Origin of the sequence: Kitasatospora sp. NPDC048365 (assembly GCF_043200835.1) — a bacterium.
GTDB lineage: Bacteria > Actinomycetota > Actinomycetes > Streptomycetales > Streptomycetaceae > Kitasatospora > Kitasatospora terrestris.
Genome location: NZ_JBICYJ010000029.1, coordinates 83,751 through 96,245 on the forward strand (window position 1 = coordinate 83,751; position 12,495 = coordinate 96,245).

Below are 12,495 nucleotides of genomic sequence, written 5' to 3' on the forward strand. Positions count from 1 at the left end.
CCTCCGGCCTGCGGGAATGTCCCTCTTTCGGACGCACACGGCGCTATGGTCGGATCGAAGAACGGGGACGGGCGAGTGGAGGGCGCGGCGGTGGCCGGAGAGCTGAACGGGCAGGGCGGTACGAGGGGTGACGCCGAGTCGGCCGGGATCCGCTTGCGCGAACGCGAGCTGGAGATCGAGTCCGCCCGGAACGCGGTGTCCCGGCTGGCCCGGGCGCACATGACCGGTGGCGCCGCCACCGGAGAGCTGCTGCTCTACTCGGGCCCGGGCGGCATGGGCAAGACCTCGGTGCTGGACGAGGTGCGGGCGCTGGCCCGCAGCGAGGAGTCCTGCACGGTGCTGTTCGCCCGCGGCGGCGAGCGCCAGAGCGCCGAACCCTTCCACGTGCTGCGGCAGTTGCTGATGCCGGTGCTCAGCCGGCTCACCCAGTCCGAGCGCGACGAGGTGTTCGGCAACTGGTACGGCATCGTCGGCCCGGCGGTCGGCCTGACCCCGCCGTCCGGCGAGGTGGAGCGGATCGACCCGCAGGGCGTACGCGACGGCCTGGACTACGTGCTCACCCAACTCGCGCCCCGGCGTGCGCCCCTGGTGATGGTCATCGACGACCTGCACTGGGCCGACCGGGAGTCGCTGACCTGGCTGGCCTCCTTCGCGGTCCGCTCCCGCGAGCTGCCGGTGCTGGTCGTGCTGGCCTACCGGAACGAGTTCGCCGAGGACGCCGACGGGCTGGTCCGGCAGATCCAGCAGATGGCCACCCGCCACCACGAACTGCACACCCTCGGCCCCGAGTCGGTCGCCGACCTGGTCCGCAGCGCGTTCGGCGACAAGGCGGACGACGCCTTCTGCCGGCAGGTCTGGGCGGTCACCGCGGGCACCCCGTACGACACCGTGGCGCTGCTGCGCGACGTGCGGGACCAGGGGATCGAGCCGGTCGAGGAGTCCACCCCGCGGCTGCGCGACCTGGCTGCCGCGGCCCGCGGGCAGACCCTCCAGTTCTGGCTGGAGAAGCTCGGCCGGGTCACCCTGCAGTTCGCCTGGGCGGCCGCGCTGCTCGGCACCGACATCAAGGACGACCTGGCCGCCGCGATCTCCACCCAGGGGCCGGAGCAGGCCGCCAGGTCGGTCCGCGAGCTGGTCCGGCACCGGGTGCTCACCACCCAGCCGAACGGCCGGCTGGAGTTCGTCCACCCGCTGATCGGCACCTCGATCTACCAGTCGATCCCCGACGCGATGAAGACCGCGATGCACGGCATCGCCGCCAGCGCCATCGAGGACGCGGGCGGCGGGCTGGTGGTGGCCTCCCGGCACCTGCTGGAGACGCACCCCGAGGGCGACGACCAGATGGTGCGCAAGCTGCGCCGGGCCGCCGCCGAGCACCTGCGGATCGGTGCCCCGGACGCCGCGCAGCGCTGCCTCAAGCGCGCCCTGGCCGAGCCGCCGAGCGACGAGGTCCGCGCCGTGGTGCTCTACGAGCTGGGCTGCTCCGCGCTGCTCACCGACCCGGCCGCCACCGTCAACCAGCTGCGCCTCGCGCTGGACGACGAGTACGGTCTGAGCCCCTCGATGCGGGTGGACGCGGTGTTCCGGCTCTCCGAGGTGCTGGCGCACAGCAGCGACCTGGAGGCCGCCGCCGAGCTGTGCGCCGAGGAGGCCGAGCGCGCCGAACCGGGGCCCGACCGGTTGCGGCTGCAGATCGCGGTCTTCATGTACCAGACCCTGGCCCGCGAGGAGTCGGACGGTCCGGGCCGCTCGCGGCGGCTGCGGCAGCTCGCCGAGCAGCTGCCGCTCACCCCCGCCACCCGGGACGCCAAGCACGCGCTGCACGCCCTGCGGGCCTGGGACCTGACGCTGCGCGGGGTCTCCGCCGCCGAGGCGATCGAGCAGGCGGAGGCCGCCCTGGTGCAGGGCCGGCTGCCCGCCGGCCTGGCCTGGACGGGCCTCACCTGGGGCCTGGAGCTGCCCGCCCTGGTCGGCCTGACCTTCGCCTACACCGACGAACTCGCCCGCGCCGAGCGGCTGTTCTCCGACGCCATCCTGGAGTTCGAGAAGGCCGGCTGGTCCGGCGCGCACCGCGGCTTCGCCTACTTCCTGATGGGCCTGACCCGGTTCCGGCGCGGCCTGCTGCTGGAGGCGGAGGACTTCCTGCGCCGCGGCCTGCGGCTGTCCGAGCGGATCGCCCCCGGCATCCCGCTGGAGTGGGACATCGTCGGCGTCCTCGCCGACACCCTGCTGGCCCGCGGCCGGGCCGACGACGCCTGGGAGCTGGTGCAGAAGTACGGCTTCGCCCCGCCCGGGCACCGCACCGCGATGGTGCTGCCCGACGCCTCCACGCTCTACGGCAAGCTGCTGCTGGCCCGCGGCGACCGGCTCGGCGCGATCGCGGTCTTCACCCAGGTCGGCGCGGTGCTGGACGCCCGCGGCTGGCACAACACCGTCTGGGCGCCCTGGGCCGGCCACCTCGCCGAGGCGATCGCGCCCGACGAGCCGGAGCGCGCCCGGGAGCTGGCGCACGAGGCGGTCAACCGGGCCCGGGTCTTCGGCTCGCCCTCGGCGGTCGGCGTCGCGCTGCGCCTGGAGGCGGCGGTGAGCGAGGGCCCGCGCGCGGTGGAGCTGCTGCTGGACGCGGTCGGCTACCTCGGCCAGTCCCCGGCCTCGTACGAGCACGCCTACGCGCTGGTCGACCTGGGCTCGGCGCTGCGCCGGGTCGGGCGGATCCCGGACGCCGCCGAGTACCTCTACCAGGGCATGGAGCTGGCCCAGCACTGCGGCGCCGACGGTCTGGTGGCGCGCTCCCGCCGGGAGCTCGCGGTGGCCGGGCTGCGGCCCAACCGGCTGCGCACGCTCTCCAAGGACGCTCTCACCCAACCCGAGTGGGAGGTGGCCGAGTTGGCCGTCCGCGGGGTGCCGCCGCAGCGGATCGCGGAGGAGCTGTCGCTGCCGCTGAGCCTGGTGCACCGCCGGCTGGCCGCGGTCCACCGCAAGGCCGGTACCGGCCCGGAGGGCCTGGCCGCCGCGCTGGGCCTGCACGAGGGCGGTGCCGCGCCGCAGGGCTGACGGACCGCCGGGAGATCGCACAGTCCGCGCGGACAGCTGGCCGACCGGGGCACACCGGGGCGCAACGCCGCCCCGGGGTGCCCCGCGCGGGCTAGGCTGGCCCCGACGAACGAACATGATCACTCGGGTCCGCACACGCCGGGTCCGAGGGGGTCGAGGAGTCGAGGAGGACCACGCGATGACGGCGTCCGCAGAGCTGACCGAGGTGCACCGGGCACCCTTCGACTCCAGCGGGGCGGGGGTCGGCATCGAGCGCTGGACGCTGCGCAGCGGCCGCCTGGAGGCGACCGTGATCACCCTGGGCGCGGCCCTGCACACCCTGACCGCCCCGGACCGGGACGGCCGCCCCGCGCAGCTGCTGCTCTCCGCCGAGGACATCGGCGCGCTGCTCGGCCCGGCCAAGCACTACGGCGTCACGGTCGGCCGGTACGCCAACCGGATCGCGGACTCCCGGATCACCATCGACGGCGAGGACCACCCGCTGGCGCCGACCGGCAACGGGGTGACCCTGCACGGCGGCCCGGACAGCTTCTCGCACCGGGTCTGGGCGGCCGAGCAGATCCCCGGCGGGGTGCGGATGAGCCTGCACAGCCCGGACGGCGACCAGGGCTTCCCCGGCGCGCTGGACGTCAGCGTCTCCTACACCCTGGCCCCCGACGGCCTGACCATCGCCTACCACGCGGTCACCACCAAGCCGACCGTGATCAACCTGACCAACCACGCCTACTTCAACCTGTCCGGCGAGGGCAGCGGCGACGTCCTCGGCCACCTGCTGACGGTGGACGCCGACCAGTACACGCCGGTGGACGAGCGGCAGATCCCGTTCGGCCCGTACGAGGCGGTGGCCGGCACCCCGTTCGACCTGACCGCCGCCCGCCCGATCGGCAAGGCGATCGGCGAGGACCACCCGCAGATCAAGGCGGCCGGCGGCTTCGACCACAACTGGGTGCTGCGCGAGCGTCCGGCGGACGGCAGCCCGTCCCGGGCCGCGCTGCTGGAGGACCCGGTGAGCGGCCGCACGCTGGAGGTGCTGACCACCGAGCCGGGCATCCAGGTCTACACCGCCAACGGCTTCCAGGGGGCCGTCACGGGCGCCGCGGGGGTGCCGTACGGCCCGTACGCGGGCGTGGCGCTGGAGACCCAGCACCACCCGGACTCGCCGCACCACCCGAGCTACCCGTCCACCGTGCTGCGCCCGGGCGAGGAGTTCCGCTCGACCACGGTGTTCCGGCCGGGCGTCGCCTGACCGGGGTTTCCGCAAGACGTCGCAAGGCGAAGGCCCGTCCCCGTCGGGGGCGGGCCTTCGTGGTGCCCGGGTGCGGAGCGGCAACCCTCAGGACACGCGGACGTAACGATCCGCCCGAACCTTTCAGAAACTTGCTGCAAGGGCTTTCAGGAGCGATTGCATCGCTGTTACGTTCCTCCCCAAGCCCGAGGGGGCGAAGGCAAGTATGCGCCTCCTGTCCCGACCAGGGCACCCCCACCCCTTTCCTAGGAGTTCACATGCGGCGTGGCATCGCGGCCTCCGCTCTCGTTGCGGCTCTTGCCGTTTCCATGGCGGCCTGTGGCAGCAGCGGCGACAGCAGCAACAACAGCGCCCCGGCAGCCGGCGCCTCGGTCGACCCGGCCAAGGTTTCCGGCACCGTGACCTGGTGGGACACGTCGGACGCCAAGGCTGAGGCGCCGACCTACCAGAAGGTGATCGAGGGCTTCCAGGCGAAGTACCCGAACGTCAAGGTGAAGTACGTCAACGTGCCCTTCGCCGACGCCCAGAACAAGATCAAGAACGCCTTCTCGACCGGCACCGACGCGCCCGACGTCATCCGCTCCGAGGTGGCCTGGACCCCCGAGCTGGCCTCGCTGCACTACCTGGCCCCGCTCGACGGCACCATCGCCCTGGACAAGGCCGACGACTTCCTGCCCAACCCGGTCGCCGCCACCAAGTACGAGGGCAAGACCTACGCGGTCCCGCAGGTCACCGACACCATGGCGCTCTTCTACAACAAGAAGATGTTCGCCGACGCCGGCATCACCAAGCCCCCGGCGACCGTCGAGGAGCTCAAGGCCGCCGCCGCCCAGATCAAGGCCAAGTCCGGCAAGACCGGCCTCTACCTGCGCGGCGACGACGCCTACTGGACGCTGTCGTTCCTGTACGGCGAGGGCGGCGACCTGGTGGACGCCAACGCCAAGACCGTCACCATCGACAACGCCGCCGGCGTGAAGGCCTTCAAGACCATGAAGGACCTGGTCGACTCGGGCGCCGCGAAGACCTCCGTCACCGACGGCTGGGCGAACATGATGTCGTCCTTCCAGTCCGGCGACACCGCGATGATGATCAACGGCCCGTGGGCGCTGGCCACCGTCAACAAGGGCGGCGACGCCTTCGCCGACAAGGCCAACCTCGGCATCGCCGTCGTCCCGGCGGGCTCCGGCGGCCAGGGCGCCCCGCAGGGCGGCCACTCCTACGCGGTGTACGCGGGCAGCAAGAGCATCTCCGCCTCGGAGCTCTTCGTCCAGTACATGGCCTCCGCCGAGACCCAGGCCACGCTGACCAAGGAGCTCGGCGTGCTGCCGACCCGCAAGTCGGTCTTCGCCCAGCCGGACGTCGCCTCCATCGAGAGCGTCAAGTTCTTCAAGGACGCCATCGACAAGGCCCACCAGCGTCCGTGGATCCCCGAGGGCGGCACCCTGTTCGCCCCGCTGGTGACCGAGTACACCGCGATGCTCTCGGGCAAGGAGACCCCGGAGCAGGCCGCCAAGAACACCGGCGACGCCTACCGCAAGAACCTCGGCTGGAAGTAAGGAAGTAACCGGGCATGGCTGTGGACACCACCACCAGCCGGCCGACGGTCGAGGCCGCGGGCGGGAACTCTCCCGCCCGCGGTCCCCGCCGCACGGCAGGCACCCCCGGGCGACTGCGCCTGGCAATCAGCAAGCACTGGTACGCCTGGACCCTGGTGGCACCGGTCTGCATCGTCGTCGCGGTTCTCGTCGGCTACCCGCTGCTGCAGGGCCTGTACCTGTCGACCACGGACGCCAACGACAAGAACTCCGAGAAGCAGATCGGCCAGTTCCTGCACATCCCGGCCAGCTACAAGAGCGTCGGCCTGGACAACTACACCGAGATCCTCTTCGGCGCCCACAGCACCTTCTGGGCGCGCCTCGGCTGGACGGTCACCTGGACGGTCTCCTGCGTCGCCGTCAGCTTCGTGGTCGGCCTGACCCTGGCCATCATGCTGAACCGCAAGGTGCGCGGCCGCTCGGTCTACCGCACCCTGCTGATCCTGCCGTGGGCCGTCCCGGCCTTCGTCTCCACGTTCAGCTGGCGCTTCATCATGAACAACGACCGGGGCTTCCTGAACCACGCCCTGGACGCCATGGGCCTGCCGACCTTCGACTGGCTCAACGACCCGACGATGGCCCAGATCTCCGTCGTCCTGGTCAACGTCTGGCTGGCCTTCCCGTTCGTGATGGTGGCCGTGCTCGGCGGTCTGCAGTCCATCCCCGCCGAGCTGTACGAGGCGGCCGAGATGGACGGCGCCAGTGCCTGGCAGAAGTTCTGGAACATCACCATGCCGTCGCTGCGCCCGGTCAGCTCGACCGTGATCCTGCTCAGCACGATCTGGACCTTCAACATGTTCCCGGTCATCTTCCTGCTGACCAACGGCGGCCCCGGCGACCAGACCCAGCTGCTGGTCACCACTGCCTACCAGAAGGCCTTCACCGGCCTGCGCCAGTTCGGCGAGTCCTCCGCGTGGGGCGTGCTCATCCTGTTGATCCTCGTGGTGTTCGCCGTGCTCTACCGGCGCTCGCTGCGCAAGCAAGGCGAGGTGTGGTGACCATGGCGCGCAACGAGAAGCGCACGTTCGCAGCGTCGGCCGGCCTGCACGGCGGCCTGATGGCCGCCTCGCTGATCGCGGTCTTCCCGGTGCTGTGGGTCTTCCTCACCTCGCTGAAGCCGTCCGGCCACGAGACCAGCGCGAAGTTCTTCGACCAGCCGACGTTCGTCGGCTACACCGAACTGCTGACGAAGACCGAGTTCCTCACCTGGTTCGGCAACACCGTCCTGATCGCCGGCTTCACCACCGTGCTCGGCGTCTTCCTCGCCGCCACCACCGGCTACGCGGTCAGCCGCTTCCGCTTCCCCGGGATGCGGCCGCTGATGTGGACCCTGCTGGTCACCCAGATGTTCCCGGTGGCGATCCTGATCGTCCCGATCTACCAGCTGCTCGGCAAGTTCCACCTGCTCAACCAGCCGCTCGGCCTGATCCTCACCTACATGACGATCTCGGTGCCGTTCTGTGCCTGGACCATGAAGGGCTACTTCGACACGATCTCCACCGAGATCGACGAGGCCGGCCGGATCGACGGGCTCAACCCGTTCGGCACCTTCTGGCGGCTGATCCTGCCGCTGGCCCGTCCGGGCCTGGCGGTCACCGCCTTCTACTCCTTCATCACGGCCTGGGGCGAGGTCGCCTACGCCTCCCAGTTCATGACCGGCCTGGACAAGATGACGCTGGCCGGAGGCCTGCAGACCTTCGTCAACCAGTACAGCCAGAACTGGCAGATGATGTCGACCGCCTCGGTGCTGATCGCCATTCCGGCGGCCGTCGTCTTCATCCTCGTGCAGCGCCACCTGGTGGCCGGCCAGACCGCCGGCTCGATCAAGTAGCCCTGCGGTCCGATCCGGCAGCATCCGCCGGACAGCCCCAGACCCACCGCTTCCTACGTCCCCGAGGGATACCGCCCATGACCCAGAACCTGGCCGACGCGGCCCGGCCCGCCGCCGCCCCCGCCGCAGTGCCCACTGCCCGGACGACTGCCGCGAGCGCCGACGCGTCCAGAGGCTGGTGGCGGGACGCGGTCATCTACCAGGTGTATCCGCGCAGCTTCGCGGACGCCAACGGCGACGGCATGGGTGACCTCCCGGGCATCCGAAGCCGCCTTCCGTACCTGAAGGACCTGGGTGTGGACGCCGTCTGGCTGTCCCCGTTCTACGCCTCGCCGCAGGCCGACGCCGGCTACGACGTCGCCGACTACCGCGCCGTCGACCCGATGTTCGGCACCCTGCTGGACGCCGACGGGCTGATCCGCGACGCCCACGCGCTGGGCCTGCGGATCATCGTCGACCTGGTCCCCAACCACTCCTCCGACCAGCACGAGTGGTTCCAGCGGGCGCTGCGCGAGGGCCCTGCGTCCCCTCTGCGCGACCGCTACCACTTCCGCCCCGGCAAGGGCGAGGACGGCGAGCTGCCGCCGAACGACTGGGAGTCCATCTTCGGCGGCCCGGCCTGGACCCGCACCGCGAACCCGGACGGCACCCCGGGCGACTGGTACCTGCACCTGTTCGCCCCGGAGCAGCCCGACTTCAACTGGGAGAACCAGGCCGTCGCCGACGAGTTCCGCTCCATCCTGCGGTTCTGGCTGGACATGGGCGTGGACGGCTTCCGGATCGACGTCGCGCACGGCATGGTCAAGGCCCCCGGCCTGCCCGACCTCGGCTCGCACGACCAGCTGAAGCTGCTCGGCAACGACGTGATGCCGTTCTTCGACCAGGACGGCGTGCACGCCATCTACCGCAGCTGGCGCAAGATCCTCGACGAGTACCCGGGCGAGCGGATCGGCGTCGCCGAGGCGTGGACCCCCACCGTCCAGCGCACCGCCAACTACGTCCGCCCGGACGAGCTGCACCAGGCCTTCAACTTCCAGTACCTGGGCACCTCCTGGGCGGCCGACGAGCTGCGTGAGGTGATCGACCTCTCGCTGGACTCGATGCGCCCGGTCGACGCCCCCACCACCTGGGTGCTGTCCAACCACGACGTCACCCGGCACGCCACCCGGTTCGCCAACGAGCCGGGCCTGGGCACCCAGATCCGCACCGCCGGCGACCGCGAGCTCGGCCTGCGCCGCGCCCGGGCGGCCTCCCTGCTGATGCTCGCCCTGCCCGGCTCGGCGTACGTCTACCAGGGCGAGGAGCTCGGCCTGCCGGACGTCACCGACCTGCCCGACGAGGTCCGCCAGGACCCGTCGTTCTTCCGGGCGGAGGGCCAGGACGGCTTCCGCGACGGCTGCCGGGTGCCGATCCCGTGGTCGGGCACCGAGGCGCCGTACGGCTTCGGCCCGAACGCCGGCGGCCCCAGCTGGCTGCCGCAGCCCGACTCCTGGGCCGGGCTGAGCGTCGAGGTCCAGACCGGTGACCCGACCTCCACCCTGGAGCTCTACCGCTCCGCGCTGGCCGTCCGCCGGGCCCACCCGGCGCTCGGCGGCGGCACCGAGGTGGCCTGGCTGGAGTCGCCGGAGGGCACCCTGACCTTCCGCCGGGACAGCGCCGAGGGCTCGTTCGTGTGCACCGTCAACACGACGGGCGAGGCTGTCCGGATCGCCGCCCCCGGCCGTATCCTGCTCTCCTCCACCGAGACCGTCGCGGTGGACGGTGAGGCGATTCTTCCGGCGGACAGCACCGTTTGGTGGGCGGTCTGACATGGTTGCAATAGGCTCTGGGATCGTGACTACGGCGCGACTCTCCGACATCGCGGCGCAGGCGGGGGTCAGTGAGGCCACCGTCAGCCGCGTCCTCAACGGCAAGGCGGGTGTGTCCGCGACCACGCGGCAGACCGTGCTGGCCGCACTCGACGTGCTCGGGTACGAGCGGCCCACCCGGCTGCGACAGCGCAGCGCGGGTCTGATCGGCCTGATCACCCCGGAGCTCAGCAACCCGATCTTCCCCGCTCTCGCCCAGGTGATCGAACAGGTGCTCAGCCGGCACGGCTTCACGCCGGTGCTGTGCACCCAGACCCCGGGCGGGTCGACCGAGGACGAACTGGTCGACATGCTGGTCGAACGCGGGGTGGCGGGCATCGTCTTCGTCTCCGGCCTGCACGCCGACACCACCGCCGACCACGACCGGTACGCCAAGCTCACCGGTCGCCAGGTCCCGTTCGTGCTGATCAACGGCTTCAGCGAGAAGATCGCCGCGCCGTTCATCTCGCCGGACGACCGGGCCGCGATGGCGATGGCCGTCCAGCACCTGGTCGAACTCGGGCACGAGAAGATCGGCCTGGCGGTCGGCCAGAAGCGGTACGTCCCGGTGCTGCGCAAGATCGAGGGCTTCACCGCCGCCGTGCGGCAGCTGCTCGGCGCCTCCCCGGAGGAGGCCGAGGCGCTGGTCCACCACACCCTGTTCAGCGTGGAGGGCGGCCACGCGGCCGCCAACGCGCTGCTCGACAAGGGCTGCACGGCGATCGTCTGCGGCAGCGACATGATGGCCCTCGGCGCGATCCGCGCGGTCCGCCAGCGCGGGCTGTCGGTGCCGCAGGACGTCTCGGTGGTCGGGTTCGACGACTCGCCGTTGATAGCGTTCACCGAGCCGCCGCTCACCACCATCCGCCAGCCGGTCGAGGCGATGGCCACCGCCGCCGTCGACGCCCTGCTGGAGGAGGTCGGCGGGAACCCGGGCCAGCGCTCGGAGTTCATGTTCCAGCCGGAGCTGGTGATGCGCGGCTCCACCGGCGCCAACGCGCGCTGAGCGTACGTGAAGGGCCCCGGAGAGACGGTCTCTCTCCGGGGCCCTTCGGCGTTGTCCCCCGGCTGCCTCAGCCCTCCTGGACGGGCGCCTGCGGGGCCGCCAGACGGCTCTCGTCGGCCGCGTCGCCGGTCCGCGCCTCGGTCCGGCGCCGGGTGGCCAGGAAGTCGCGGACGAGCAGCTCCACGGCGTCCTGCGGGCTCTTGGTGCCGGCCAGCAGCATCACCTCGATGGCGAGGTCGGCGTCGAGGGACACGGTCACCTTGGCCATGGCGGCTCCTGGCTTTCTGCGGGACGGCTGGTGGGCCGAAGCATAGGCCGCTGCCCCCGGAACCGACCAGGCTCTCCGGGGGCAGCGGGCGGCGCTCACCGCGCCTGCGGTCAGACGCGACCGGCGAAGTCCGGCGCCCAGTTGGCGACGGTCTCGGTGCGCACGCCGGCGCGCGGGTTGGCCGCCTCGACGTACTTGCCGTCGCCGATGTAGACGGCGACGTGGTAGACGCCCGAGTTGCCGCCGTTGTTGGACCAGAACAGCAGGTCGCCCGGGAGCAGGTTGTCCAGCGAGACGCGGGTGGCGTAGTCCGCCTGGTCCGCGGCCACGCGGGGCAGCGAGATGCCGGCCTGGCGGAACGCGGCCTGGGTCAGGCCGGAGCAGTCCCAGCCGCCGTTGCCGGCGCCGCCGTAGATGTAGGCCTGGCCCAGCTTGGACAGCGCGAAGTCGATCGCGGCGGCCTTGGAGCCGGTGGCCTTCACGGCCGCGGTGGTGCTCTTCGCGGCGGTCGTGGTCTTGGCGGTGGTGGTCTTCGCCGGCGCGGTGGTGGAGGCGGCGCTCTTGGAGGTCCCGGCGGACTTCCACGAGCCGTTCCAGGAGGACGACTTGGTGGCGGTCTCCGGCTTGGCCGGGGTGGCCACCGCGACGTTGCCCAGGGCGAGCTGCTGGCCCGGGTAGATCATGTCGGGGCCCTCGGTGAGCACCGAGCGGTTGAGCTCGTACAGGCGCTGCCAGCCGCCGTCGACGTGGTGGCTCTCGGCGATGGCCGACAGCCAGTCACCGGCGGCGACCGTGTAGGTCTCGGTGGCGGCCTGCGGCTGGGCGGCCTGCGGCTTGGGGGCCTCCTGCTTCGGGGCGGCCTGCTGCGGGGTGGCCTGCTTCGGCGCCTGCTGCTTCGGGGCCTGCGGCTTGGGGGCGGCCTGGACGGTGGAGCCGGTGCTCGGGGTGCCGGCGTCGACCTGCGGCGCCTCGCCGCCCTTGGTGAGCCCCGCCTTGACGGAGCAGACCGGCCACGCGCCGGGGCCCTGCTCGGCCAGCACCTTCTCGGCGACGGTGATCTGCTGGGCCTTGGTGGCCTGGTTGGCCTGCGGCGCGTACGCGTGGCCGCCGAACGCCGCCCAGGTGCTGGAGGTGAACTGGAGACCGCCGTAGAAGCCGTTGCCGGTGTTGATGGACCAGTCGCCGGTCGACTCGCACTGCGCGACCTTGTCCCAGGTGGACACCGAGGCGGCGGAGGCGGTGCCGGAGAGCAGGCACGGGATCGAGAGGCCGAGGCCCACCACGCCGGTGGTGGCGATGGCGCGTCGGGCGCGCTTGGCGTTTGCGGACAGCATGAAGACGTGTTCCTCTCCCACGCCTGCGAGGTGAGCTGTCGGATTCGGGCTGGAGTTGCCCGGCCGTGCAAGCACGGCTTCACCCCAAGCCCGGGGGAGGTCTGACCTCGTCCCGGGCGACTTACCTGGTTCCCCCGCCCCTGCCGTGGTGCGTTGAGCGCTGCCGACCGACCCGGCGGCAGGACTCGGCGTTCCGGGTGGGATGGGTCCGTGTGACCACGAACGTGGGCAGCACGTTAGGCAGAGTTAAGTTGAAACTGCAAATAGGTGTGATATACCTCACATGGCGTTTTTGCAGGCGGAGCCGGTCGGAT

General features: G+C 71.7%; 9 protein-coding genes and 1 riboswitch. Of the genes, 7 read left to right on the forward strand and 2 right to left on the reverse strand.

All coding sequences use genetic code 11. The annotated features are described in order from the left end of the window. The first annotated feature begins 90 nt into the window (after positions 1-90). The 7 genes from ACGFX4_RS26870 (at position 91) to ACGFX4_RS26900 (ending at position 10,579) form a co-directional block, all read left to right on the forward strand. On the forward strand, positions 91-3,054 hold the full coding sequence (locus ACGFX4_RS26870) for an ATP-binding protein (protein ID WP_393079311.1): 2,964 nt from the start codon (positions 91-93) through the stop codon (positions 3,052-3,054). 178 nt (positions 3,055-3,232) lie between these two features. Then, complete coding sequence (locus ACGFX4_RS26875) at positions 3,233-4,300, forward strand: aldose epimerase family protein (protein WP_393079313.1); 1,068 nt, start codon at positions 3,233-3,235, stop codon at positions 4,298-4,300. 257 nt (positions 4,301-4,557) lie between these two features. Further along, positions 4,558-5,856, forward strand: coding sequence for an extracellular solute-binding protein (locus ACGFX4_RS26880; protein WP_393079316.1), 1,299 nt, complete (start codon positions 4,558-4,560; stop codon positions 5,854-5,856). A 14-nt stretch (positions 5,857-5,870) separates the two neighbouring features. Beyond that, a complete protein-coding gene (locus tag ACGFX4_RS26885; RefSeq protein ID WP_393079318.1) occupies positions 5,871-6,893 on the forward strand; it encodes a carbohydrate ABC transporter permease in 1,023 nt (340 codons plus the stop codon). A 2-nt stretch (positions 6,894-6,895) separates the two neighbouring features. Then, positions 6,896-7,726, forward strand: a complete 831-nt coding sequence (locus ACGFX4_RS26890) for a sugar ABC transporter permease (RefSeq protein ID WP_393079321.1) — start codon at positions 6,896-6,898, stop codon at positions 7,724-7,726. 77 nt (positions 7,727-7,803) lie between these two features. Next, positions 7,804-9,534: a glycoside hydrolase family 13 protein gene (locus ACGFX4_RS26895; RefSeq protein ID WP_393079324.1), complete on the forward strand. Its 1,731-nt coding sequence runs from the start codon at positions 7,804-7,806 to the stop codon at positions 9,532-9,534. A gap of 1 nt (position 9,535) precedes the next feature. Next, on the forward strand, positions 9,536-10,579 hold the full coding sequence (locus ACGFX4_RS26900; protein ID WP_393079327.1) for a LacI family DNA-binding transcriptional regulator: 1,044 nt from the start codon (positions 9,536-9,538) through the stop codon (positions 10,577-10,579). 67 nt (positions 10,580-10,646) lie between these two features. Here ACGFX4_RS26900 and ACGFX4_RS26905 read toward each other — a convergent pair whose 3' ends face one another. Together ACGFX4_RS26905 and ACGFX4_RS26910 are read right to left on the reverse strand one after the other, a co-directional pair. Next, positions 10,647-10,847: a hypothetical protein gene (locus ACGFX4_RS26905; protein ID WP_393079330.1), complete on the reverse strand. Its 201-nt coding sequence runs from the start codon at positions 10,845-10,847 to the stop codon at positions 10,647-10,649. A gap of 110 nt (positions 10,848-10,957) precedes the next feature. After that, positions 10,958-12,181 carry a transglycosylase family protein gene (locus tag ACGFX4_RS26910; protein ID WP_393079333.1) on the reverse strand — a complete coding sequence of 408 codons (1,224 nt, stop codon included), beginning with the start codon at positions 12,179-12,181 and terminating at the stop codon, positions 10,958-10,960. Between the two features lie 7 nt (positions 12,182-12,188). Continuing rightward, positions 12,189-12,351, reverse strand: a riboswitch (cyclic di-AMP (ydaO/yuaA leader). Positions 12,352-12,495 lie beyond the last annotated feature (144 nt).

What these genes read in the sequence shown, in the direction of transcription:
- ACGFX4_RS26895 (WP_393079324.1), top strand. Translation starts at nt 7,804, where the DNA reads ATGACCCAGAACCTGGCCGACGCGGCCCGGCCCGCCGCCGCCCCCGCC.
- ACGFX4_RS26880 (WP_393079316.1), top strand. Translation starts at nt 4,558, where the DNA reads ATGCGGCGTGGCATCGCGGCCTCCGCTCTCGTTGCGGCTCTTGCCGTT.
- ACGFX4_RS26875 (WP_393079313.1), top strand. Translation starts at nt 3,233, where the DNA reads ATGACGGCGTCCGCAGAGCTGACCGAGGTGCACCGGGCACCCTTCGAC.
- ACGFX4_RS26885 (WP_393079318.1), top strand. Translation starts at nt 5,871, where the DNA reads ATGGCTGTGGACACCACCACCAGCCGGCCGACGGTCGAGGCCGCGGGC.
- ACGFX4_RS26890 (WP_393079321.1), top strand. Translation starts at nt 6,896, where the DNA reads ATGGCGCGCAACGAGAAGCGCACGTTCGCAGCGTCGGCCGGCCTGCAC.
- ACGFX4_RS26900 (WP_393079327.1), top strand. Translation starts at nt 9,536, where the DNA reads ATGGTTGCAATAGGCTCTGGGATCGTGACTACGGCGCGACTCTCCGAC.
- ACGFX4_RS26905 (WP_393079330.1), bottom strand. Translation starts at nt 10,847, where the DNA reads ATGGCCAAGGTGACCGTGTCCCTCGACGCCGACCTCGCCATCGAGGTG.
- ACGFX4_RS26910 (WP_393079333.1), bottom strand. Translation starts at nt 12,181, where the DNA reads ATGCTGTCCGCAAACGCCAAGCGCGCCCGACGCGCCATCGCCACCACC.